The sequence below is a fragment of the Bacillus massilinigeriensis genome (genome assembly GCF_900117315.1).
GTDB lineage: Bacteria > Bacillota > Bacilli > Bacillales > Cytobacillaceae > Bacillus_BE > Bacillus_BE massilionigeriensis.
This window is the reverse complement of the sequence record NZ_LT630337.1, coordinates 2,630,922-2,656,452: the sequence shown is the minus strand read 5'-3', so window position 1 is coordinate 2,656,452 and position 25,531 is coordinate 2,630,922. Positions and strand designations below refer to the sequence as shown.

The window sequence follows — 25,531 nt, the reverse complement described above, 5'->3', positions numbered from 1 at the left end:
ATGGGATTATTAACAATAGCTTATAAAAATTTGAAAAAGAATTTTTCTTTCTATTCCCTTTACTTTGCTTCTGTTGCATTTGTATTAATGGTGTTTTTCTCCTTTATTTCTTTTGCAATGAACGATGTTATTATGGAGAAAATATCCTCTGATGGCAGAGTGGAAACCATGTCGAGAACGGTTGCTATTTTCGTTATGGCATTTGTATTATTCTATATGTCCTATTCAAACACTTTCTTCATGAAAAGGCGGATGAAAGAACTTGGAGTTTACTCTCTTTTAGGGTATAGAAAATCAAGTATGTTAAGGTTATTAACTATTGAGAATATATTAATTTGCTTAGGCTCACTACTTGCAGGAGTTGTAATGGGTGCTATTCTTCATAAAGGCATTGTTGAGGTCATTGTCAGGGCGTTAAAATTACAAATTGAAACATCAGCAATTCCACTATTTAATTATGACGCAATTCTTTTTACTTTAACTTTTGTACTGGCTGTGTTAGTTGTATTGTTTTTTTCAAATTGGTTTGTCCTTCGAAAAAGCTCTGTTTTAACTTTGGTTCGCATGGAAAAAAGCGAGGAAAAGAAAATAAAAATCAGGATGAGTCTTTCCGTTATGGGATTGTTGTTCATGATTATTGGATATCTATTATCTTTTGATATTACAAGAGGCAAAGAATCATTATGGACAACGATTGGATTTTCACCAATTGCACTTTTGACTATGTTAACAGTAGTAGTTGGAACTATTTTCTTTATCCATTCATTTTTACCTTTTGCGATCCATAAATTAGAGCAAAGAAAAAGCTGGCTTTACAAGGAAATGAATATCATTATCCTTCCAAATTTCAAATATAAAATCCGATCAAAGGCCAAGACTTTAATTTTATTAACCTTATTAGCTGCCAGTACTCTATCAATTTTTGGTTCAACTGTGCTTTCTGTTTATTACCCAGTAGCAGCTACAGAACGTATTATACCATCAGCTATTGAATTTCCAGTAGAAGATGAAGATATGGCTAATAAGGCAATTGAAATAGTGAAGGGGACGAATAGTGTTGAAAATATGAAGCACAGCGAAACAACTATTATACAAGTAACATCCCTTTCGGACAATTTACCTTCCGAATATAAGGCAAAGGAAGTACAGGATGGGAACAACGCAAAGATAGTACCGGGTTTTGATTTGATTTCCGAATCAGATTATAAAGAACTTATGGAGCTTCAAGGAAAAGATGCCAAATTCGAAAAGCTGAAAGATGATGAGGCAGTATTAGTTAAATATCGGCCGGAAGAAGGGAATCCGGATCAAGGTAATATCTATACTTTAAATCTATCATCTGATCATAACGTAGAAGTGAATATAAAAGATACAACATTATTAAATCCAATAGGGTTTGCAAATAGCATTGCAACGCTAATTATCTCAGATACTCTTTATCAAGAAATTAAGACTTTTGGGCTTCCCGAAAAAACGATAATGAGTATTGACGGACAGAATATGAGGGATAACAAAGAGGTTTATGAAAACTTAGTACCACTATTTAAAGATGATCCTTATTTTGCAAGTAGTTATCAAAGAAATGAAGTCATTATACAAGAGAACAGTTCACTTTTTTTGCTGATTATCTTTGTTACCATTATCTTTTTTATTGCAACGGGAAGTATACTCTACTTCCACAATATTTCTAGTATGATGTCGGATAAAGATGATTTTACGATTTTAAAACGGATGGGTTATAACAAAAAAATGATGAAGAAAATAATTAGTAAACAGATTTTGGCTTTGTTTAGCATTCCATATGTTTTAGGTGTCACACATAGTATTTTTGCTTTAATAGCCTACAAATCAGCTCTAATGGATGATCTGCTAGGAAGAAATAGTGCCTTTATACTTCCTATATTGATAGCAGTGCTTATTTTTACCCTTGTTTACATCGTTTATTATATGGTAACAAAAAGAGCTTGTTATAAAATTATTTTTACAAATTAGAGTTAAGGAAGTTGCTGATGGACAGAGAATGTGCATCAGCTTTTTTAAAAAATTGATTGTATAATGATTTTAGAAAGTGAATAGAGGTAATACGATTATGAAAAAGTCCTATGAGAAAAAGCAAATTTTTATTTTGCTTAATCAAATTCTAGTTATCTTGTATTTATGTTATCAATATACAATTAACATCATTACGGGAACGGAAAAGTTAATACCATTAATCATTGTATCCTTAATTATCGTTGATGGAGCATATATTAGTTTCAAAAATATAAAAGGGAATATTACCCTATCAAGATTTACAAATTTATTATCTTTGGTAGCATGGCAATTTTTATTTTTATTGGACGAAAGCAGCACTTTTTACACACTAAGCACATTACTTAGCGTTGTGATCCTGTATAAATCCATTCAATTTTTGCTCAATTTCTTTTTTCAGGACACAACCTATACATATAAAAAGACAACAGACTGGACTTTAACAATAGTATGTCTGTTGACGTTAATATCCTTTCTGATAAATGAAAGACTGTTTGCTGTACTTTTCCTACTTCAGTGGATTTTGAGTTCTGGTTGTATTACCTTTTTATTTTTGAAACATAGAAAACGAATTGCTTTTGTCTTAACTAGTGAAAAAAGGCATTTTCTTAAAACAGGTCTCATTATTTTTATTTCATTTATTGGATACGCCTTTGCTTTTGCAGACAAGTCGGAATATCTTAGTAATTTTGGATGGTATATCATAATTGTTTTCCCTTTATTTAGTATTCATTCTATTGCTTTTAAAAACAAAGGAGTTGTGGGAGCATATCCTCCATTTAAGAAAACAAATCTTATTGTGATGTGCCTTTTCGCTTTAAGTAACATTATTTCTCTTGGATTGTTACTTCAATTCAATGTAATAAGCTATTTTATCATCATTCACATGATTCTTTTGATAGTATTACTTCGGTTTATATTAATGTATAAAGACCTGCAAGGCACTCTTTTCAAAAATGAAAATTCCGAAATGTCCCATGAGAATTTCTATGCTCATAATGTAATGCAAGTGGTGAAAGAAGAAGAACTGAAAAGGGATATATCTAATTTTTTACACGATGAGATTTTACAGGATATATTATCCATAAAAAATATGATAAATAAATCAGATAAAGAAAAAGTTCGAAAAATCATTTTTGAAACTTTGGATAATCTTAATCATTCAATACGAAAACAAATGGAAGAATTCCATCCAACTTTATTAAAGACACTAACTCTAAAAGAAAATTATGGGTATCTATTGGAAACGTTAGAGCAGAAATATGGCAATGGAGAGATAAATATTATTTTCAATTGCAAGAAAGATTTATTTTTGGTTGATCCCTACCATCTTGTTGTTTATCGGATTTTAAAGGAACTGGTTACAAACGCAATAAAGCACTCCCAATGCTCACAGATAACGGTAGCATTGAAACAGGAAAATGAAATAGTAGAACTTAAAGTATCGGATGATGGAATAGGCTTAAAGGAAAATGAATATAGAAAATATGGTTCTAATCATCATAAGGGCCTTAATTCTATCAATGAACAATTATTCTTATTAAACGGAGAAATGACTATTTCGAATAACGATTCTACTGGTTTAAGTGTCTGTATTCAAATACCCATGAAAGGTGATGATTCCTATCAATATTTTATTAATCGATGACCATGCTCTATTTGCAAAAAGTTTGAAGATAGCCTTTGAGGATTATCCTGAAGTAGATCATTTTTCTATTATACAAGATATCGATAATGTCATATCAGCAATAGAAAAGTTTGGACCTGACATTACTTTGATTGATATCAATTTGAGTAATATAAGTAATGAAGATGGTTTAGAGTTGGCAAAGACCATTATTAATAGTGGATGTAAGACGAAAGTAGTTATATTGACAGGTTATGATCTCCCCGTTTATCGACATGAAGCAAGAAAGATTGGGGTAAGTGGCTTTGTTAATAAAAATATTATGCCAGATAAATTATTGAAAATCTTAATAGAGATTAATATAGGTACTTTTTATTTTCCAAAGTCCTCCGGATATGTAGAGGAATTGACTGACAGCGAAAAGCAAATTCTACAATTACTAGCTGATGGGTATAAGCGTAAAGATATTGCTTCCATTGCTTTTGTAAGTGAACGTACAGTTTCAAACCATATTCAACATATTTTTGACAAATTGGATGTGTCATCTTCTTTAGAAGCCGTAACCAAAGGGATTAAATTAGGCTATATACATCCTAATTATGAAGAATAGTATTAGTTCTCAACAATATAAGCGATACGAAGTGATGATTCCCTACTGTATATGTACTTTAAGATCGGTAGTTTGTAGAACCCTGTCTATATTATCTTGTTCAAATAAACGCGGAATCGGAATTTGGGTATGGTATTATTGCAACGTTTAGGGAAACTAACACTTATCCGAATTATGAATGCAAAATTGTTGTAAATATAATCAAAGACCTTATCTATTGGAAAATGTAAATGTAAACTTGCATTAATTAATTATTCGAATTAAAAAATAACCAAGTTTAATAACAAAAGTTGGTATAAAAATGAAATGTAATCAATGTCAAAATGAAATGATAAAAAATTGTAATGTTAATGTTGAGGGCGGTATGTACGAAATTAAATAAGTAAAAAGGGGAAAGGGCTATTTAACAAAGTATTGCAAAACCTAAGCAGCCGTTTGTTCAAATTGTGGTTATGTAACTTTATACATTGATGAATACAAAGAATTCAGTGAGTAGTAGTATATGAATGAGGTGAAGTATATGAAAGTTTTTTTATATTTGATTATAGGAGTGTTTGTCGTTTTTTCATTAACAGGTTGTATTGGTGAAAATTATGATTTCTCCCCTCCAGCAATTAATCTTTCTAGTAACAGCAATTTGAAATCAGAGGAATTAGAAGAAGCAAATATTGATTGGCGTGGAGAAGGTAATAACCCAATCGAAAAAGAAACGGAGGATATTTTAGCGTTAGCAAAAAAACAACAACCAATGTACTTTATTACAGGGGAAAAAGTTGATTTGCTTTCTGAACACGCAGATTTTAAGACCGAAGGATTAAGTGTTTCGGTTTGGCAAAATGAAAAAAAGTTAGATTTAGAAGTTAATAACATTTCCTTCTATTTACCAAAAGAAAAAGGCGAGTATGTGATTGAGGTAAATCTTCAAACTGATAGAGGGAATGCTCAATATGTTGGGAATCTTGTTATTGTTGAGTAATTAATTGAATAAAACTGACGAAGGCGTTTCTATGATAGATGGAGACGCATTTTTCTTATTGAAATAACGGAGCAGGATAGTATAAAAATATTGAAATTTTTAAATGATAAAATAAAAAGGAAAAATGAAAATGACTCTAGCAGAAACATATTCAACCCTTGCAGTATCACCTTTGTACATAATTGTTTTAGTAATGTCTATTGGGTATTTAATTTTCAATCGAAACGAAAAAGGCTTTTTTGCTGCTTTATATAAAATTTATTGTGTTTTTGTAGCAGTTAATTATCTTATTGCAATTTATTTTCGTTTTTTTCACTAACAGCTACACGCCATATTGAAGTGAGATAATTGAAGAGACAAATTCTAGTTCTGGAGTTGTTTAGCATTGTTTGACTTTTTATTTGACTTTTTAGGTTCATTCCTATAAGGAAGTAATACAGGTTTAAATACAAGAAAAATTGACAAAAACATTGAACTTTTAAAACAGCAAGGTTGGTTTAAAAGGATTTATGAAGACGAAAAGTATCGTAGGTTGTTTTTCTCAAATTATTACGTAAGAGCTTATTTACAAAGCAATTATCGAGTAAAAAAATTATACGTAATGAGAGTGTTTAAAAAAGTTATTGCATCTGCTTGATAAGCAATTGAAAAGGTAATTACATCAACCGAACCAGTTAGAATTAATGTTATCTTCTTTAAATCGCCATTATAGGCGTTTTTTTATTTTTACTAAAAAAAATTTTACAAATTTTAAGCCAAATGGAGCTTTAAATTGTCTAATAGATATATGACCAAAAAAGAGAGGGTGAATTACGATTATACATTTAGTTAAAAAGGCTAAAAAGGGGAACGATAAAGCCTTTTTGGAAATTTTCCAAAAATATGAAAAGGACATTTATCGCATGGCTTTTGTATATGTGAAAAATCAAGAAGATGCCTTAGATGTTGTTCAAGAAGTAGCATACCAATCTTTCAAAAAGGTACATACATTAAAAAAACCAGAGTATTTCAAAACTTGGTTGATGAAAATTACTATAAGCTGTGCAACTAACTTAGTTAAAAAAAATAAGAAAGTGGTTCAATTATTCCCAGAGTTTGAAGAGTTTGTTGGTTCAGATGATGAAGATTTTCCCCTTACCTTATCATTACAAGATTTGATAGACACGTTACAAGAGGATGAAAAGAGCATTGTTCTATTAAGGTTTTATCAAGATTTTACGTTTAAAGAAATATCAGAGGTATTAGAGATTCCACTTGGTACAGCAAAATCGGTATTATATCGTGCATTAGATAAACTTCGAAAAGAGTTTAAGGAGGCTGATATTTGTGAGTAATAAAGTAAAACAAGAATTAGAAAAAATTGAAATTCCCAATGAATTACACGAGAGAGTAAAACTTGGTGTGATGAAGGCGAAGTCAGAAAAACCAAAAAGGAAATTTAAAAGGTTAATGATTCCTTTAGTTGCTTCTGCATTTGTAGTTTTTTCGGCCGGAGTAGCAGCAGCTAGTATACCAAGCTTTAATAATTTAGTAGCTATAGTCAGTCCTGAAATTGCATTAATGTTGCAACCAATTGAAACCAGTACTGAAAGTGATGGGATCAAAATGGAAGTGGTTGCTGCGATGAATGACAATGAAATGGCTGTTATTTATGTTACAATGCAAGATTTGACTGGAAATAGAATAGATGAAACCCTTGATATTTATGATTACTCACTGACTGAAGGCCATATGTTTAATAGTCAAATTGTAAATTTCGATGAGAATACGAATACTGCCACATTAAGAATTCAAGCTAACGGAGGCGAATACTTTGAAGGTAAAAAGTTAAACTTTCATATCGACTCTTTCCTAAGCAATAAACAAACATTTGAAGATGTTGAGGTTGATATAAATCTTTTAGATAAAAAATACCATACACCACAAACGGTAACACTGGATTCAAAAAATATTTCAGGTGTTGGAGGGAAGTTGATAAAAGAATTAAATGAGAAAAGAAAATTAACTGTCTTAAAGCCAGATAAAACTGAAATTACTCTTCCAGAAATAAAGTTTATGCATATTTCTAATATAGGAATCATTGATAGTCGTCTTCACATTCAAACAAAATGGAATAAAGACAATATCGATGATCATGGATATTTTTATTTAGTTGATCCTTCGGGAAACGAAATTCAATCATCTTCCATTTATTTTGAAATTGATGATTCAGATCAAACAAAAAACGAACAAAGAATTGTTGAATACGTATTTGACATAGACAATGTCGATTTAAATAAGCAGAAACTAACTGGAGATTTTGTAACTAATGGGAGTTACACAACAGGTAACTGGAATACTACGTTTAAAATCGAGTCTATTAGTGAAGAAAAAAAATTAGATTTTAACAAAGACTTTGGATCGTGGGTGGCAAATAGTGTTACAGTTTCACCATTAGGAGTAACTTTATATGGAAATGGTGAGTTTAATAATTCAGATAAAATAGTAGCAAGTGTCACAATGAAGGATGGAAGTGTTCAAATATTAGATTCATTGATGAGTTTTAGTGAGAAAGAAAAGGTTACAGTTAAATTTTTATCTTCTTTACCTTTAGATATATCAAATATTGAAACAGTAAATATTAACGGTATAGAAATAGAGTTAAATTGATTGTTATAAAATTTATTTTATAGGCTCTGTTAAATTTTAATGTTGATTTTTAGAAGCCATTTTGGGAAACCAATATAACGGTTTCCCATCTTTTTAAAAAAAGTAACTATAAAGAAGGATTATCGCTTACGAATCATTTTAAATACGATATAAATAACTCCGAATATTAAGAAGGAATAAGCTAATCACCCATGATTGTTCAACCTCATTAAAGTCTTTTCCCTTTATAATGATTAGGAGTATGAATCCTGCAATTACCATTACAATCCCTGTTAAATACCTTTTCACTTATTGCCCTCCAATTTCAGGGTAATTATGGGAATACTCTGCCCTAATAAAGGAGACTTACTCATTGAACTTTGATAGTAGCAAATGTCATATGTGTCCATCATTTCAAATGGAACTTGTAATTGTATTATAAGTTTAAATCTTCGATCAAAGTGTTCCCTTTTTTCTCCCTAAATGAGACAACACTGGTATTAGTGTTTGTATTCTGTTCTTTTCTTTTATTTTTTCTGAAATCTTCAAATTTTTCATAGCCCTTAACAGGATTTTCGCTGAACATGGTATCAAATAAATGTTGAACAATTTTATTCCTAGACTTGCCTGTTGTTATTATGTTAATAAGAGGTGTATCTTCATGGCTGCTAGCGTCAAGCCACTGAAAAAAGAGTTCTTCGTACTCAGTTAGTCTTTGTTTAAGAAGTTGGTTTTCTTGTTCTAATAAAGTAACCTTTTTGTCTCGATTTGCAAGATCTGCTGTAATTTTTCTATTTCTTTGTATATATTTTTTTAATTTATTTTCGTTGATAAGAATAGCACCAATAAGCTTTTCTTTATTGCTCTCTTTACCCTGAAAGAACTTGTTTACTGCGTCAATAGAATCCACAACTTTCTCATCTTCTTCCGTTGAAAGGGATACGGTATGTTCTATAACTTCATTTGCCTTATCAATTGCTTCTCTTCCTTGCCTTCCTTGTTTTCTCCAAAAATCCTCACTAAAGTGATAGGTAGATTCTCCATTCTCATATAATTCTTTGGAAAAACGATAAATATCCATATACTTAATCAAGCCATTATTTTTATGCAGTTGAAGATACTGATATATAATAATATCAATAATTTCTTGAGGATAAATTTTAGGTTTCCGGCCCTTTTTACTCATTGATAGTCACCTTTTCTTTTAACATTGCTAACTGGTGTAAGGAATGCTTTAGTTGTTTGGAAGTTTCTATTAATTCTCGGTTAAATAAGACGTTCTTTTCAGAATACAGATCATTTTTAAATCCTTTAATAGCAATGTGATATAGATTTTTCAAGTTAAAGATTAGTTGTTTTGTCACGTTTTCTTTTTCATTCATTTTTTTCATAATGATATCAGCTTTTTCTTTATATTCTTCAAAAGTAATACGCCATGCTTCACAAAAGACATGGTCCTCCACCTTACAGTTTTGATTAGGATCTGTGCAATATCCAATACTCAAGGGGATATGAGCTTCTTTGTTTTCCGAAGGTCTTAGAATAAATCTCTCTTTAAATTCTTTTTCATCAAAAATATCTTTTGTGTGCTGTCCTATATTTCGATTTAGGTTGAATTTGAGCATTAACTCCATTACTTCCGAATCAACCCAATATTCAAGATGTTGATGATAGTGGTATTGAGAGTAGATGGAAACATGCCCTCCTAATCTTGCAATCTCAACAGGATGGTAACCCTGTGTCATAAGATTTAAAAAGGCAAAATGTCTTGTATCGTTAGGTCTAATTTTTCTGTTAATCACTTTGTTAAGTGATAGGCTATGTTCAACAACCTTCACTTCTTCCTGTTCCATAATTTTAAAGCCATATCTCTTACAGACTATTTCATCATAGAAGTCTTTTAAGATGTACGAGAATATATTTGAGTCAAATGACTCGGAATCAATTTTTTGATCCAAATACTGCTTCCCGAACGGCAAGGATAAATAGGAAATTAGAGTTGAGGAATTGCCATATTTTATAGTTGAATCTTTGTATGCATTTATTGCCTCGGCTAATTTTTTGGGGATCAAAATAGAATCAACTACTTGTATCCTCCGGTTGTTTTGTTTTTTTCTAGGTAGTTTTAATAAAAAACCATCATCTACTTCATCTAAACTATTTCTTTTAATATCACAGAATTCCGAAATCCTCAAAGGAATAATAGTTGTTAAATTCCACCAAAGATAAATACAAAAATATTTTCGATAATGTTCATCTGATAAATTTGTCTTAAAATAATCCTCCACAACCAATGAAAATTTTAAAATGTCCTGAGAACTAGGTAGTTCTCTTATTCCATTCTTTTTCTCAGTCTTGGATTTAATCTCCCAAATTTTTTCTGTATAAATCCCTTCTTCATCGGCATATGGAAAATAATCAAAAAAGTTTAACACAGCATTGCAAAGGGATAAACGTGGTCGGAAAGTTGATTTTTCTATATACTCGATAGAGCTATCGAAAAAATCCTTTGAAAAACCATTAGATATTGTTACAACCTGTAAAAGACCATTTACTTTGCCTGTTATAGTTCCTGCTGATAGGCCTTTGTCGATTAAAGTAGCTGCCCAGCATTTCACAATAGTTTTTAAATCATATTTTGTCCTTGTTAACAAAATTTCTGACAAGTTTTCATAGTTTATATAACGATTTGTTTTTTCTGTTTCATCATGTAAAGCCCAAGTATCCTCATTAAATTCACAATGGTTAAATTGATTTTCAGTGGAGTATCTTGATAAAGCAGCTTTCGCCTGTAAGATTGAATGTTTCAGATCAAATTCTTCGTTCGCTAATACTTCAAGTTGCTCAAAATCTTCTTTTTTTATATTCAGCATTATATTAACCTCGTTTTATTGTTATATATTCGTAAGGGCTTGGCAATGAACTGATTTCTTCTTTCAAATCGTTGTAATCTATCTTAATAAAGGCACTTAAAACATCTTCACCAAATTTTTGTTTAGCATGGCTTAAAACTAAAAGATCGGAAAATAGTAGGTTGGATATTCTTACCTTTTCTCCCAAATACATCGAGTTATCATGTATATCCCGATATTCTTTTAGTCGCTTCACCATGTTTGCAGCAATTTTGGTTAACGCATAAAAATGAGGAACAGCAAACGGACATCTACTACAGTCTCTTTCTAGGAATATACATTTTCCATAAATACATTGATAGTTTGCTTCTTTAGCTGGGAGTTGTCCAAGATTCAATAAAAGCATTTTTTCTTGAAGTTCTTTTTCTGAATGACCATTTAAATAATGAAGGAGATCTTCATCTTCTTGTTCAAGAATATTAATATATCTAGCTAAGTTTTCAATCTCATAAATATCACCAAATATATTTTTTATTAAAACTGATTTATTCAAGGAATCATCTAGATGCATACTGGATGATCCAAGCAATACTTTCGTAAATAAATCATAAGTATATCCGAAGTATCCCTTATCAAATAGCTGACTGGCGATATAATCTAACTGTTCTTGCGGAATGTCAATGTAAGTGTTTGTCGTATCCAGATCTGAATGATTACGAATGAATTTAGATATTTCCAATGGATTTCTATTTGTTTTTTTCTTAACTACATCAGTCATTAGACCAATAAAGGTACGATTCATTTTTAACGAACCAAATTTAAAGTTCTTTTTAAAATTAGCAAAAAAAGCATCGTGAGTACCTTTAAGCATTTCATTTTTTTCATTCATAAAATCAATTAAATGTTGATTATTTAATCCCAGTAACCTTGTCCTTAATTCACAAATAATAAGTGCGTTGGCAAGAGGGAATATAAGTTCATCAGAACAAAAAAAGTAATTTGTTTTTTGATTTTTAGAATGTTTTAAGGACTGCAATTTACTAGAAAGCTGAATAACCATATACTTGGCATCATCTGAACTTAAATCAATATTCTCAAAATCAGAGATATTATTAATTTTTTCCGGTAAATCAAGTCGTGGGATATTATAAGCGAAATCGGATGATCTCCATCCATTGTTCATGTGAAGTAAAACATATAACCATGCTGAATCGTACTTTTTATATTTATTTCTCTTATTTAATGCAACATGAACATCATTAATGGCTTCCTGTTTGTGCAGCTCGACATCTTTAACATAGTCTAGCAACTGAATAAATTCGGTAGGGGAGTAGACTTCCTTTTTACTCATCTTTTTTCTTCTTTTTACCTCATTAGGATTTTTTATTTTGCTCAAATCTATTACAGGAAGTGGCATTTCATTATTAATGGCATTAAAAAAGGCATAAATAGTAATCTGGTATTCCTGAAATACTTCATGATTAAATAATAATAAATTTAACTCTCTTGCAGAGTAAGAGAATATCTCTTTTGATTTTGTTATACTCGCTAATAATTCACTTATTGAAACCAAGCGAATAACTTGCTTCTTAACGGATTGTTTATTTCCCTTCGTATTATTTAATATTTGACGAACATAGGAAAACCAGTATTTTTGTGTTAATGGTGCATCGCTTGAAAAGGAAACTTCTAACGCTAAAATCAAACGTTCAAAAGTAGCAAAAGGGATCGTGATGTCTTTAATTATATCCTTTTGAAGTTCTTCTTTTCTCTTCTGAATCATATATTCTTCAACACTGTTTTTGGGATAAACGACTTTTGAATTTTTAAATTTCTTTATTTTTATGATTCTAGGAGCGTCTATAACGGGAAAATTTTGAACAGCCTTTGTACTTATGTTTAAAGAGCGTACCTCGATAAATGTCATACACTCTTTTTCGAATTTATCATACAGACTATTCTGGGTTTCTTTAAGTTTGTAAATCGCACCTTTTGGATACCACTTTTCGTTATTGATAATATGCTTTGGTGTAATGTCATTTTCTTGCAAAACGGCCACCACAAGTGCTTTGGATAATCCTAAAACTTTACCTATATCATTTAAGGGAATATGCTCTTTTTTCAGGTTCTTTTCTTGGAGAATTTCGCTTCTTTCGTTCGCTTTTTTTTCCTTCAAATTTAAATTTTTTTTCTTACTTTTCTTGTCCTTCAGAACTGCTTCTGTTTTCTTTTTTTCCCTTATCCGCAAATATTCATAAATCGATGCTTTTGTAAAAGCTACGTGTGTTTTTGTAAAACGATTAAATTTAATAAGTGAAGGTATTTCTTCTGTAACTAAATTATTCTTCTTTATCACATGCGAACTAATCATTTTAACGTTTAATAACTTACTAACTTCTTTGTAAGTTAAATAATTTTGATCATAATGGTGATATAAATCTTCCCGTTTTTTTAATAAGGCATTAATTTCTTTTTTGTCCCATCGATAGAAATATCCACTTTTATTTTCTATAACAATCGGCTCGATATTGTTTTCTTTTAAAAGTTTTTCGATATGTATGATTTGGAATAGTTGTGATACCTCTTTTGTTGTATAGTAGGAAGTTGTATTTAATAGCGCCTTTTTTTCCAATACTTCGTTTAATAAGTTTTTTTCGTAAACTGTATTTCTTTTATAAAACTTTTTTATTCTTGTAATTATCGGTAGCTCTTTTGGATTAGATAAAGTTAAATCATAGGCACTAGCCCCTAGTTTTTTTCCTTCATCATAGGTAACAAAATTTCCTTGATAATACTCGTAAAGTTCACTTTGTATTTTCAGTAAATTTTCTACATCAACTGCTTTATAATACTCAATATTATGTGTATCTTTTGAAATAGGCTTAATATTATACTCATTCAATACATGAATTAATTTAGTTTGGTACGTAATATTTAGTAATTTACCCAATTCATATCTTGGATATATTTCCTTATCCATGTCCTTTATCGTTCACCTCTTTCCATTTTTCTAAATAAGCTGTGTCAATTGTTGAAACTCTATTATCATAAGCCTCACGAATAGTATTAATAGCCACTTTCATATTTTCAATTGCCGTTTTTTCATCAACATAGGCTAGAGCAGAGTTGATGTCTCTATCTCCCCGTGCAATGGCTATTTGAGTAGGATTAAGTCCGAGATCAAGCAAAAAGTTAGTAAAAATCCCTCTACCAATATGTGTTGACCAACTATTTTCAGCTAACAGGGAATAGTCATCTATATTTCCTTCCTTGCTTAATGCCTTTAAAAAGGCACTTTTCACTTTCATAAATTTTGAATGATATTGCTTTCCCGTTATAGGTAACCCAGTGCGTTCAGATACGAACAAATAATGTGGGTTGTTATAAACACCTTTCTTTTCAAGAATTTCAAGTTTCTCTAAATGCTCCTTATATATATTTAGCAATAGGCTATTCATTAAAAGTGACTGGTTTCTTGGGTTTTTCACTTGTATATGGGATGTATTTTTTATGTTAGGGAAGAGTACTTTTTGATTATCTCTTATTTCTAAGATCAATCCATTTCCTTGCTTTTTGATATTTTGTCGTGTTAAATTAACTACTTCTGACCGTCTTAGTCCCCCAAAGAACTGAAAACAAATTCCTAATGCAATATCTGGTGCAATATTTCTGGCAATGTTTATTAATTTTATTGTAAGTGGGTATCTATTCACTCCGAAATCAGATAACATACTTTTCACTCTTTCATCTCTTCCAACAAATATAGTTCCAAGCTCTATATCATCAAAAGGATTAACTTCCACTAACTGTTCACGTTGTCCACGTTTTATTGATTTATAAGTAATTTCAAAATCCTCATCAATAATCTTTTGAAGTTTTAGCCAATAATAAAATTTAATGATATATCTCATTTGATCATTAACATATTCCGGGGAAAGTTCCCCAGCCCTTGCTCGTAAAGATAAGCTTGAAATATATTTAGAACCATGAATTAACCCTAATCCACTTATCCCCTCATTTTCTAAATGCATAAAATAACTATCTTTTTGTTTTATCTGATTGATTATGTAGTTTAAAAACCTTGTTATTGCATATGCACTGTTACGTTGGCTACTTATAGACTTGCCTTTATTTCTATACATTGTTTTAATAAAATTAGTAATAGGCGAAGGGATGATATTGTTTGTGTTAGGATTTCTCATTCCTATTCCAATTGTTCTTACTGCACTTTCATACCCACCACTTGATTCAGTGATACTGTACTCCCTTACAACATATAAATTCATATAATTGTCCTCCTACTGTATTAATTTATTTTCTTTAGATTCAGCGAGTGAGGAAGTATTGTTTATAGCTTTTATGTAATCTATTATAAACCATTAATGACTGATTTGGGTGAAATATTTTAATAGACTTATAGCTTTAGATAGTGCGTTTGTGGTATGACAATTAAATTATTATTGTAAATAACCCAGAAAGAGTTATACAAGTGCAAACACCTACACTTGCCTTGATTGTGAAAAGGGATTGGGAGATTGAACAATTCGTTTCAGAACCTTTTTGGGAAGTACAAGCTAAATTTAATATAGAAGGAAAAACCTATCAAGGAAAATGGGAGAAAGATGGAGAATCCAGAATTCATTCCAAAGAAATGGCTGAAAAAATTGCAGCCTTTTGTCAAAAGAAACCAGCAAAAATTGCTGATATTCAAGTAGAGAAGAAGGATTATCTCCCACCTCTGCTATATAATTTATCTACATTACAGGCAGATGCAAATAGGAGATATAAATTTCCACCAAAGAAAACCCTTGATGTACTACAGAAGCTCTATCAAAAGGGAAATGTTTCTTATCCACGTTCAGATTCAAGGCACGTTACAAAAGGTGAAGCAGAAATGTTTCCTGAGACCCTAAGTAAACTAGGGAAAATCAAGGAATATGAGGATCTATTTCCCTTACCGATTCAATCGATTAAGGACAACAAACGATATGTGAATGACCAGAAGGTTACCGATCACTATGCCATCATTCCAACAGAGCAGGTTCCCAATTTGGAAAAATTAAGCAGTGATGAAAAAATAATCTATGATCTTATAGTTAAGAGTCTTATAGCCGCACATTATGAAAAATCAATTACCGAGTATACAACCATTCAAACGCTTGTCGACGGGCGAGCAAGTTTTATCTCTAAAGGGAAAGTGTTAGTAGAAGAAGGTTGGAAAAAGGTAATCAAACAACAGGATAAGGATAAGGAACCAATCCTCCCATTAATGAATATTGGTGAGGAAGGTAAGGTATCCAAGGTAGATGTGAAAGAAAGTAAAACACAGCCTCCTAAAAGATACACAGAGGGACAATTAATTACCTTAATGAAAACCGCGGGGAAATACATTGAAGATAAAGAACTTGAGAAGGTTTTAATGAAAACGGAGGGGTTAGGTACAGAGGCAACAAGAGCTGGAATCATAACCATGCTAAAGGATAGGAATTATATCACAATAACTAAAAATATTGTGTATCCAACGGCAAAGGCAAAAATTCTAATTACTGCTATTGGAGATGAAATATTAGCCTCTCCAGAAATGACAGCTAAATGGGAGCAACGCCTCAAAGAAATATCGGAAGGCAAGGCGTCTCCTAAGCAGTTTATGGATCAAACGAATAAAATGATTACCCATTTAATAAGTATTACCTCAAAGTCTTCCTCAGAATGGGTGTTCACAAATGTAGATCAAGATGATTTTGTACCAGGAAAACAGCGGAAGAGAAAGTCTGTAAATCTTGGGAAATGTATAAAATGTGATGGGCATATGGTGGATAAAGGTACATTCTATGGATGTACGAATTACCAAAAAACAAAATGTGATTTTACTATTTCTAAGAAGATCATGGGGAAATCCATAACACAAGTAAATATAAAAAAACTTCTTTCAGATGGAAAGACCGATGTGATTAACGGATTTAAGAAGGATGACAAGGTATTTAACGCAAAACTAATCCTTTCTGAAGGAAGAGTTAAATTGTCCTTTGATTAAATATAGGTAAAAAAATTGAACTCTCTGGTAAAAAAACAATCCTCTCTTGTTTAGTTTTTTTTAGTATAGTAAACTTTTTATTGATGATTGTGCTTTTTTTTAGGAGGATTAGGGATGCCGACACCTAGTATGGAAGATTATATTGAACAAATTTATAATTTAATTGAAGATAAAGGATATGCACGTGTATCAGATATTGCAGAAAGCCTTTCTGTTCATCCCTCGTCTGTAACGAAAATGGTTCAAAAGCTTGATAAGGATGAGTATCTAGTTTATGAAAAATATAGAGGATTAGTACTGACAACCAAGGGAAGAAAAATTGGAAAACTATTGGTTTTTCGCCATGAACTATTAGAACAGTTTTTAACTGTGATCGGTGTAGAGAAAGAGAATATATATAGAGATGTTGAAGGTATAGAGCATCATCTTAGCTGGAATGCCATTGATCGCATCGGTGACCTTTTACAATTTTTCGAAGAGGATGAATCTCGAGTTCAAGCGCTCCGAGAAATCCAAAATAGAAACGTAGACTAACCATATAAAAATAATTAAATGAAAAACAGAAATATTATACGGGCCATTTATAAGGGTGCTTGGTAATCACAAAGGAATGTGTTGCCGGGCACCCTTCTTTAATTAGAGTAAGCTCTATTGTATTTGTTGATTATCTACCATGTGGATTGGTGAGGGAATCAACATTCAAATATATTGGAGCCTAATCAAAGTATATACTTTTCAAGTCATAAGATGAGTCGTTTAAATACTGCCCGTCGATAATCCCCTCTTCAGCTTCCTGCACAGCCTTTCTGTAGGAAATAATCCTTCCTTCAGAGGTTTGGTAACTAATAATTTGCCCTAGGTGATTTCGAATCACACCTATTATTGTTTCTTGATTCATCCTTTATTCCCCTTCTATTAATTTTTATTTATATCATGACTCAATTTTTTGATATTCATTCAAGGATTTTTAAGTTTTGTAACGAATTAATTGGGATAGCATCTTCTAGAGTACATTATTATGAATGAATTGATTGTGATTAAATTGTGAAAAAGGTAGGTTAGGAATGAAGGATTTTAACTGGACAAAAGAGGCGGAAAAATTATGGGACCAACAGGCAGATCATTGGAACTCCCGAAGTAGGAAAATGTGGGAATCCGGGAGTAGAAAGGATATCATACCATTCCTTGAAAGATACGTAATTTCCGGGGCAAAGGTTTGTGACTTAGGATGTGGGGACGGCTATGGCTCATTGAAATTGTCTTCTGCAGGGTTTAAAGTTGTAGGGGTTGATGTATCAGAAGATATGATTCAAAAGGCAAAGATCATCAATGAGGGTCACCCTTCCCAATTTGTTAAGGATGACATTGGGTCTTTGAAGTTTCCTGATGAATCCTTCGACGCAGTACTTGCCATTAATTCCCTAGAATGGACAGAGAGCCCACTTAAGGTTATTGAGGAAATCAAGAGAATTTTGATTCCAAACGGAAGGGCCTGTGTTGGAATTCTTGGACCTACTTCAGCACCTAGAATCAATAGTTATCAAAGGCTGTATGGTGACAAGGTAGTTTGCAACACGATGATGCCATGGGAATTTGAAAGGTTAGCAAGCGAAAATGGATTAAAGAAAATTAGCGAGTTTGGAGTCTATAAACGTGAAAGTGAAGGACTTCCAATTGAAAACTTACCAGTTTCATTGAAGCAAGCATTGGCATTCTTATGGGTGTTTATGCTAGAGAAAGATTCATAAGATAAAAAAATATCCTCGACCAGAATAGCTCGAGGATATCTTTATCTGCAAAAAGATGCAACAATCAACTTATTAAATTATTCCCATTCATATGGAGTCTCTTGATATACATAATAGTTTAACCAGTTAGAGAAAAGTAAATGGGCATGTGATCTCCATCGGTTCAATGGTTTTTGTTTGAGGTCATTGTTAGGAAAATAATATTGAGGCATATGGATTTCAATGCCTTTTTGTAAATCGCGTTCATATTCTTCAGCTAGTGTATTAGCATCATATTCTAAATGACCCGTAACCATAATTTGTTTTCCTTTATCTGCAAGAAGGATAAATGGACCTGCTTCCTCAGAAGAAGAAAGTAGTTTAATATTTGGATTGGATGTGATTTCTTCAATGGAAACATCCGTGTATCTCGAATGAGGTGCATCGTAAATGTCATCAAAGCCACGTAACAGCATTTCAGAGCGGTCTAATACCGTATGAGAAAACACTCCTGAGCATTTTTTTGAAAGCTCATATTTGTCTATCCCAAAGTGATAATATAGCGCAGCTTGTGCCCCCCAACAAATATGTAAGGTGGAGGTAACGTTAGTAGTAGACCAATCCATAATTGTTTTCAGCTCTTCCCAATAATCTACTTCTTCAAAAGGAAGCATTTCAACAGGTGCACCAGTAATAATTAATCCATCATATTTACGATGAAATACTTCATCAAAACAAGTATAGAATTGCTCAAGATGGTGTTTACTTGTATTTTTAGATTGATAGGATGCTGTTTTTAAAAACGATACATTTACCTGTAAAGGGGTATTTCCTAGCAATCTGAGAAGCTGTGTTTCAGTCCTTTCCTTTTCTGGCATTAAATTTAAGATTAAGATATTTAACGGTCGAATATCTTGTGTATTAGCCCGATCCTCATCCATGACAAAGATATTTTCAGACTCCAGTATCTCTCTGGCTGGAAGAAGCTTCGGTATTTTAATTGGCAAAAAATCATCCCCTTGATTTGAATTTTTAGATTATTAATATTATATAGACGTTTTTTTTAAGTCGCAATCTTATATTCATGAAAACAGTGAATTATTAAATGAAATCGAATTTTAAATAACTTCTATTGATAAGATTCGACAAATCATGCAATATTAAGACAAGTACTACGGAGGCATAAAAGAGGGGGAAACATAGTTGAAGACACATACAGAAGTAAAATCTGATATTGCCATTGCTCAGGAAGCAAAATTAAAGCCGATTACTGAAATAGCTGAAAAAATAGGCTTAGAATTGGATGATATTGAGCTTTACGGAAAATACAAAGCTAAGCTATCATTCGAGGCTCTCAATCGCTTGAAAACAAAAAAGTCTGGAAAAATCATTTTAGTAACAGCAATTAATCCTACCCCTGCTGGTGAAGGAAAGTCTACTGTTACAGTTGGTTTAGGGGATGCCCTGAATCGAATCGGAAAAAAAGCAATGATAGCGATGCGTGAGCCTTCCCTTGGTCCAACAATGGGAATCAAGGGCGGAGCGACAGGTGGGGGCTACGCACAAGTTCTTCCAATGGAGGATATTAATCTCCATTTCACTGGAGATCTTCATGCGATAACGACAGCAAATAATGCTCTAGCAGCAATGATTGATAATCACCTTCAGCAAGGGAATGAACTTCAAATAGATCAGCGCAGAATTGTTTGGAAAAGGGCCTTAGATTTAAATGATCGTGCATTAAGAAAAGTGGTTATTGGATTAGGTGGTCCGCTTCAAGGAGTCCCAAGGGAAGATGGATTCGATATTACAGTTGCCTCTGAAATTATGGCTGTACTATGCTTGTCACATGATTTAAAGGATCTAAAAGAAAGACTATCAAAGATGGTAGTTGCCTATAATATTCATAAAAAGCCAGTAACGGTACGTGATCTAGGCGTACAAGGTGCGCTTGCACTTTTATTAAAGGATGCGGTTAAACCGAACCTTGTTCAAACGATTGAGCATACCCCTGCCCTTGTACATGGCGGTCCATTTGCTAATATCGCTCATGGGTGTAATAGTGTCATTGCTACAAATGCGGCATCACAATTGGCAGATTATGTTGTAACAGAGGCTGGATTTGGTGCTGATTTAGGGGCAGAAAAGTTTCTAAATATTAAGGCCCAGTCAGCAGGAATCCAGCCGGAAGCTGTAGTCATTGTCGCTACCATCCGAGCATTAAAAATGCATGGAGGAGTACTGAAGGAAGACCTTGGAAAAGAAAATGTTGAAGCGTTAAAGGATGGGTTCTCTAATTTGAAGAAGCATATTGAAACCATTCAAAGCTTTGGGCTTCCATTTGTTGTTGCAATTAATCGGTTTATTACAGATACAGTGGATGAAGTGAACACATTATTTGGTCTATGTCAGCAAGAAGGAATTCCAGCTGCCATTACAGAAGTATGGGAAAAAGGTGGAGAAGGTGGAATTGAGCTTGCTAAAAAGCTGCTTGATGCGATAGAGAATACAGAGAATAACTTTAAGCCATTATATTCACCAAGGGATCCAATTGAATTTAAAATCCTGAATGTTGTGCAAAAAGTGTATGGTGGAGTAGGTGTGGAATTTTCAAGAAAGGCGAAAAGGCAACTGCTCGAAATTGAGGGAAATGGTTGGGGCAATTTGCCAGTATGTATGGCAAAAACCCAGTATTCCTTGTCAGATGACCCTACAAAATTAGGAAGGCCTACTGACTTTGTCGTATCTGTGAGAGAATTAAAGCCTTCAGTTGGTGCAGGTTTTATTGTTGTTTTAACAGGGGATGTTATGACTATGCCAGGTCTCCCAAAAAGACCAGCAGCTCTAAATATGGATGTGGACGAATCAGGAAACGCAGTAGGCTTGTTTTAATCATTTTTTTGAAGATTTTTCTTTACAATGAGGGGTGTTAGCATGTTTGATCCTACTGCATTTGAGAACATGAAGGTTGTACTAGAAGGAGCTTTATATGATCGTGATTTAGAAGGAGAAATATGTATCATTGGCCGTAACGATTCAATAAATTTATCCTCTTTATCAAGGAGTTTCGAACTTACATTTACTCTGAAGGAAAAAGATACAGCGCAGTGTACTGTCAGAGTATATGCTAATTTGGAAAATTTAGCATCAGAGCTTCTTCCGTCAATGAAATCAGAAAGGTTATCAGGCTGCACTCTTTCCATTATTTTTACTGTGGATCATGAAGATGATTTCGAATTACATGAAGGAATTGCAAAAGCATTAACAGAAGTTTGGGGTATGGACCGAACCTATCAACATAAAATGATATTAAATCCCTTTCAAGAGGACAATATGATTAAGAAAGAAGTGACTATAGATTTTAACAGGCTCATTTATGAAGACCAAATGGACGATTTTATCCATATGATTGATTTTATGATCCTGTCGATGGTAAAAATAAATAAAATTATCCCTGTTTGAAGGAGAGCTTTCATGAAGAAAATTGCGTGGGTTACAGATAGTACAGCATTCATGGATGAAGAATTACAAAATCACCCGGATGTCTATACGATTCCATTATCCATTCTTATTGATGAAGAAGAGTACCTAGATGGCATTGATTTATCACCATATGACCTTTTTGACAAATTAAAAATGGTTCAGACTCCTCCTAAAACATCACAGCCTTCGATTGGAGCTTTTATCAAATTATATAATAACCTTAAAGATGACTATGATTTAATCATTTCAATTCTAGTATCTGCTAAACTTAGTGGTACCGTATCTTCTAGCGTGCAGGCAGCAAATCTAGTGGATATTCCGGTTATGACAATAGACTCGAAGATATTAACCTACCCACTTTCAGTACAGATTAAAAAAGGCATGGAATATCTGCAACAAGGCTTAAATCTTGATGAAATTAAGAAGAAGATTGAAAGCTTAAGAGATACGAATGAGGCATTTGTACTTGTTGGTGACTTAGAACAACTCCATAGAAGCGGTAGATTATCAGGATTACAATTTCTACTCGGAAGTGTATTAAATATTAAACCAATCATTTCGATTGAGGATGGAGCATTAAGTATTAAAGAAAAAGTAAGAAGCGCCAAAAAGGCAAAGGAGAAAATTGTTCAATATTTAAGAAACTCATGGGAAAAACATGTGTTTAAAGAAGTATATTTATTATATGGTCTCCATGATTATGAGGCCAATAAATGGAAGGAGGAGTTAAAAAAAATCTTTCCTACCATTGATTTTTATTGTTATCCTCTAGGTGCGACAATAGGTGTTCATGCAGGCGAACATACTTTGGGAATTTCCTGGTATAATGGATTAAAATGAGAAGTGCCAAAGCGGCACTTTCTTTTTTTTCGGTAAAATCAATATTTCATGTTAAAATATGAGAAGGTTTTGGGAAGGTTGGATTGGCTATGAATGATAGAGTTATTCAAGCAGCTGAACAATTTGTAAAAAATACATTAGGGAATGAACCAACAGGTCATGATTGGTTTCATATAGAAAGGGTCCGGAAAAATGCTGTCTATATATCGGAAACCGAGCAAAAGGGAGACCGTTTTATTATTGAAATGGCAGCTATCTTACATGATATCCCCGATGAGAAATTAACTCATTCGATAGAAGATGGAGAAAGGCGATTATCTTCTTTTTTGGACGATTTACCAATAGATGAACAGATAAAAGAACGGATTATCGAGATCATTGTTTCCATCTCATTTAAAGGGGGAAAACAGAGCTTATTACCTTCCGTTGAAGCAGAGATTGTTCAGGATGCTGATAGATTGGACGCCATCGGTGCTATTGGTATTTCTAGGGCATTTGCTTATGGTGGAAAAAAAGGTAACCCTATCTATGATCCTTCTTTTTCTGTACGAGAAAGCATGACTGAAATTGAATATCGGGAAGGAAATTCCTCTACGATTCATCATTTTTATGAGAAGCTATTACAGCTGAAGAATAGATTGAACACAGAAACTGCAAGAAAAATTGCAGAGAAGCGCCATGCTTTCATGGAAATATTTTTAGAAGAATTTTATAAAGACTGGAATGGTGAGTATGAAAACAATCTCGATTGAAAACCTTACGAAAACCTATGGAGACAAACAGCTCTTTCATGATATCTCCTTTTCAATTTCGGAAAAGGAACGAGTAGGGTTGATTGGGGTAAATGGAACAGGAAAGTCTTCATTACTGAGGATTGTTGCTGGAGTGGACCTTCAGGATTCAGGTGAAATTGTGGCTCCAAAGGATTTTAAAATGGCCTATCTTGAACAACAACCTGAACTTCAGCCGGATTTAACCATACTAGAGCAAGTGTTTGCGGGAGAGGCTCTTTTATTGAGGCTATTAAGAGATTATGAGAATACCATGCTAAAGATCAATGAGAAGCCTGATGACGTAGAGATTCAAGAACAGTTATTCGAAATGCAACGTCGTATGGATGCTTCTAATGCATGGGACGCAAGTACAAATGCAAAAACAATCTTAACAAAGTTAGGTATTGAAGACTTTGAGAAGAAAATTGGTGAACTATCAGGCGGACAGAAAAAGCGAGTCGCCTTAGCACAGGTGCTCATTCTAGAACCTGATTTATTAATACTGGATGAACCGACAAACCACTTGGATTATGAGTCAGTGAAATGGCTGGAGGAATATTTAGGTCGCTACAAGGGTGCTCTATTCCTTGTTACACACGATCGTTATTTCCTCGATCGGGTCACGAATCGAATTTTTGAATTGGATGGCGGCAATTTATATAGTTACAAAGGAAACTACGCAGACTTTTTAGAGGCCAAAGCGATTCGGGAAGAAAATGAAACTGCAACCTTGGAAAAAAGGAAGAACTTATTTAGGAGAGAGCTTGAGTGGATTCGGAGAGGAGCTCAAGCGAGATCAACAAAACAAAAAGCTAGAATCGACCGTTTTAACCAACTAGATGAACAAATTTCCAATGTGAAATCAAAAGAAAAATTGGATATTTCCTTGAGTGGAACAAGACTTGGAAAACAAGTATTTGAACTAAAGGAAGCAAGTAAACGATACGGTGATCAGGTCATCCTAAATCATTTTAATCTTCTCGTGAAACCAGGTGATCGAATGGGGATTATTGGAAGGAATGGGACAGGGAAATCAACCTTATTAAATATTCTTACCGGGAAGCTCCAACTCGATGATGGCGAGCTCATTATGGGTCAGACAGTAAGGGTTGGCTACTATACCCAGGAAAATGAGGATATGGATGAAAACAAGAGAATGATTGAATATTTGAAGGAAACCGCACAGGTCATCCATACGTCTGATGGGAAGACCATTTCAACCGCACAAATGCTAGAACGTTTCTTATTTCCTATGAATACTCACGGAACGCCAATTAGAAAGCTATCAGGTGGTGAAAAACGCCGCCTTTATCTTTTGAAAATCTTAATGTCAGAGCCGAATGTGTTGCTGCTTGATGAGCCAACTAATGATCTCGACACTCAAACCTTAACCGTTTTAGAGGACTATTTAGAGGATTATCCAGGGGTTGTGATAACCGTTTCCCATGATCGCTATTTCTTAGATAAAGTGGCAGAACAGCTTCTTATTCTAGAGGGGAATGGAAAGGTTGATAGCTATTATGGAAACTACAGTGAATATCTAGAAAAGCAAAATACGAAAAATACAGTAAAAGTAGAGATCAAGAAAGAAAAACAACCTGAGCCAGAAAAACCAAAAAAGAAAAAGATGTCCTATAAGGAAAAGGTTGAGTGGGAAGAAATAGAGGATAAAATCGCAGAAACTGAAGAAAGACTTGAGCAAATTTCTCTTGAAATGAGCAATACAGGAAGTGATTTTGAAAAAGCACATTCCCTTATGAAAGAGGAACAAGAGCTAAATAACCAACTGGAATATTTAATTGAAAGATGGAGCTATCTTTCTGAACTAGCAGAAAATAAATAATAAAAAGGCATGATTCGTCTAAAGAAATCATGCCTTTTTTGTTTAGAATGTGTTAATGCTCATTGTTGATATTAAGACATGTTGATCTACGTTTCAGGTGCGAAGAC

The 25,531-nt window shown here is 33.0% G+C and carries 21 protein-coding genes; 14 read left to right on the top strand and 7 right to left on the bottom strand.

What is annotated here, in order from left to right; all coding sequences use genetic code 11:
• From BQ6100_RS13185 to BQ6100_RS13150, 6 genes are all read left to right on the top strand, one after another.
• Positions 1–1,992, top strand: a complete 1,992-nt coding sequence (locus tag BQ6100_RS13185) for an FtsX-like permease family protein (protein ID WP_075982054.1) — start codon at positions 1–3, stop codon at positions 1,990–1,992.
• A gap of 97 nt (positions 1,993–2,089) precedes the next feature.
• Positions 2,090–3,679 (top strand): sensor histidine kinase, encoded by a 1,590-nt coding sequence (locus tag BQ6100_RS13180; RefSeq protein ID WP_075982053.1) that lies wholly within the window; start codon positions 2,090–2,092, stop codon positions 3,677–3,679.
• Positions 3,648–4,268, top strand: a complete 621-nt coding sequence (locus BQ6100_RS13175) for a response regulator transcription factor (RefSeq protein WP_075982052.1) — start codon at positions 3,648–3,650, stop codon at positions 4,266–4,268. Before BQ6100_RS13180 ends, BQ6100_RS13175 begins: the two co-directional genes overlap by 32 nt.
• Before the next feature lie 520 nt (positions 4,269–4,788).
• A complete protein-coding gene (locus BQ6100_RS13170) occupies positions 4,789–5,244 on the top strand; it encodes a hypothetical protein (RefSeq protein WP_075982051.1) in 456 nt (151 codons plus the stop codon).
• Positions 5,245–6,053: 809 nt separating this feature from the next.
• A complete protein-coding gene (locus BQ6100_RS13155; protein WP_075982049.1) occupies positions 6,054–6,578 on the top strand; it encodes a sigma-70 family RNA polymerase sigma factor in 525 nt (174 codons plus the stop codon).
• The gene (locus tag BQ6100_RS13150; RefSeq protein ID WP_084780398.1) at positions 6,571–7,893 is read left to right on the top strand and encodes a hypothetical protein; all 1,323 of its coding nucleotides are present in this window, start codon (positions 6,571–6,573) and stop codon (positions 7,891–7,893) included. The genes BQ6100_RS13155 and BQ6100_RS13150 overlap by 8 nt, the downstream gene beginning before the upstream one ends.
• Before the next feature lie 138 nt (positions 7,894–8,031).
• Here the strand turns inward: BQ6100_RS13150 and BQ6100_RS21285 are convergent, their stop codons facing one another.
• The 5 genes from BQ6100_RS21285 to BQ6100_RS13130 form a co-directional block, all read right to left on the bottom strand.
• Positions 8,032–8,181 (bottom strand): hypothetical protein, encoded by a 150-nt coding sequence (locus tag BQ6100_RS21285; RefSeq protein WP_159433157.1) that lies wholly within the window; start codon positions 8,179–8,181, stop codon positions 8,032–8,034.
• Positions 8,182–8,308: 127 nt separating this feature from the next.
• Positions 8,309–9,058, bottom strand: coding sequence for a hypothetical protein (locus BQ6100_RS13145; protein ID WP_075982047.1), 750 nt, complete (start codon positions 9,056–9,058; stop codon positions 8,309–8,311).
• Positions 9,051–10,745 carry a site-specific integrase gene (locus BQ6100_RS13140; protein ID WP_084780396.1) on the bottom strand — a complete coding sequence of 565 codons (1,695 nt, stop codon included), beginning with the start codon at positions 10,743–10,745 and terminating at the stop codon, positions 9,051–9,053. Before BQ6100_RS13140 ends, BQ6100_RS13145 begins: the two co-directional genes overlap by 8 nt.
• A gap of 4 nt (positions 10,746–10,749) precedes the next feature.
• Positions 10,750–13,704: a hypothetical protein gene (locus BQ6100_RS13135; RefSeq protein WP_075982045.1), complete on the bottom strand. Its 2,955-nt coding sequence runs from the start codon at positions 13,702–13,704 to the stop codon at positions 10,750–10,752.
• Positions 13,697–15,010, bottom strand: a complete 1,314-nt coding sequence (locus tag BQ6100_RS13130; RefSeq protein ID WP_075982044.1) for a hypothetical protein — start codon at positions 15,008–15,010, stop codon at positions 13,697–13,699. Before BQ6100_RS13130 ends, BQ6100_RS13135 begins: the two co-directional genes overlap by 8 nt.
• Positions 15,011–15,207: 197 nt before the next feature.
• Here BQ6100_RS13130 and BQ6100_RS13125 point away from each other — a divergent pair, with 197 nt between their 5' ends.
• Complete coding sequence (locus tag BQ6100_RS13125) at positions 15,208–16,758, top strand: type IA DNA topoisomerase (RefSeq protein WP_390622442.1); 1,551 nt, start codon at positions 15,208–15,210, stop codon at positions 16,756–16,758.
• Positions 16,759–16,872: 114 nt separating this feature from the next.
• A complete protein-coding gene (gene mntR, locus BQ6100_RS13120; protein WP_075982043.1) occupies positions 16,873–17,292 on the top strand; it encodes a transcriptional regulator MntR in 420 nt (139 codons plus the stop codon).
• Positions 17,293–17,473: 181 nt separating this feature from the next.
• Here the strand turns inward: mntR and BQ6100_RS13115 are convergent, their stop codons facing one another.
• Positions 17,474–17,656, bottom strand: coding sequence for a DUF3892 domain-containing protein (locus BQ6100_RS13115; RefSeq protein ID WP_075982042.1), 183 nt, complete (start codon positions 17,654–17,656; stop codon positions 17,474–17,476).
• 166 nt (positions 17,657–17,822) lie between these two features.
• On the opposite strand from BQ6100_RS13115, the gene BQ6100_RS13110 reads away from it, so the two are divergent.
• Positions 17,823–18,506 (top strand): class I SAM-dependent methyltransferase, encoded by a 684-nt coding sequence (locus tag BQ6100_RS13110; RefSeq protein ID WP_075982041.1) that lies wholly within the window; start codon positions 17,823–17,825, stop codon positions 18,504–18,506.
• Between the two features lie 77 nt (positions 18,507–18,583).
• On the opposite strand, the gene metA is transcribed toward BQ6100_RS13110, so the two are convergent.
• Positions 18,584–19,492 (bottom strand): homoserine O-acetyltransferase MetA, encoded by a 909-nt coding sequence (gene metA / locus BQ6100_RS13105; RefSeq protein WP_075982040.1) that lies wholly within the window; start codon positions 19,490–19,492, stop codon positions 18,584–18,586.
• A 196-nt stretch (positions 19,493–19,688) separates the two neighbouring features.
• Here metA and BQ6100_RS13100 point away from each other — a divergent pair, with 196 nt between their 5' ends.
• From BQ6100_RS13100 to BQ6100_RS13080, 5 genes are all read left to right on the top strand, one after another.
• Positions 19,689–21,377 carry a formate--tetrahydrofolate ligase gene (locus BQ6100_RS13100; RefSeq protein ID WP_075982039.1) on the top strand — a complete coding sequence of 563 codons (1,689 nt, stop codon included), beginning with the start codon at positions 19,689–19,691 and terminating at the stop codon, positions 21,375–21,377.
• Between the two features lie 42 nt (positions 21,378–21,419).
• Positions 21,420–21,947 carry a hypothetical protein gene (locus BQ6100_RS13095; RefSeq protein WP_075982038.1) on the top strand — a complete coding sequence of 176 codons (528 nt, stop codon included), beginning with the start codon at positions 21,420–21,422 and terminating at the stop codon, positions 21,945–21,947.
• Between the two features lie 12 nt (positions 21,948–21,959).
• Positions 21,960–22,808, top strand: coding sequence for a DegV family protein (locus BQ6100_RS13090; RefSeq protein ID WP_075982037.1), 849 nt, complete (start codon positions 21,960–21,962; stop codon positions 22,806–22,808).
• 89 nt (positions 22,809–22,897) lie between these two features.
• Positions 22,898–23,560, top strand: coding sequence for an HD domain-containing protein (locus tag BQ6100_RS13085; RefSeq protein WP_075982036.1), 663 nt, complete (start codon positions 22,898–22,900; stop codon positions 23,558–23,560).
• Positions 23,541–25,424 carry an ABC-F family ATP-binding cassette domain-containing protein gene (locus BQ6100_RS13080; protein ID WP_075982035.1) on the top strand — a complete coding sequence of 628 codons (1,884 nt, stop codon included), beginning with the start codon at positions 23,541–23,543 and terminating at the stop codon, positions 25,422–25,424. The genes BQ6100_RS13085 and BQ6100_RS13080 overlap by 20 nt, the downstream gene beginning before the upstream one ends.
• Positions 25,425–25,531 lie beyond the last annotated feature (107 nt).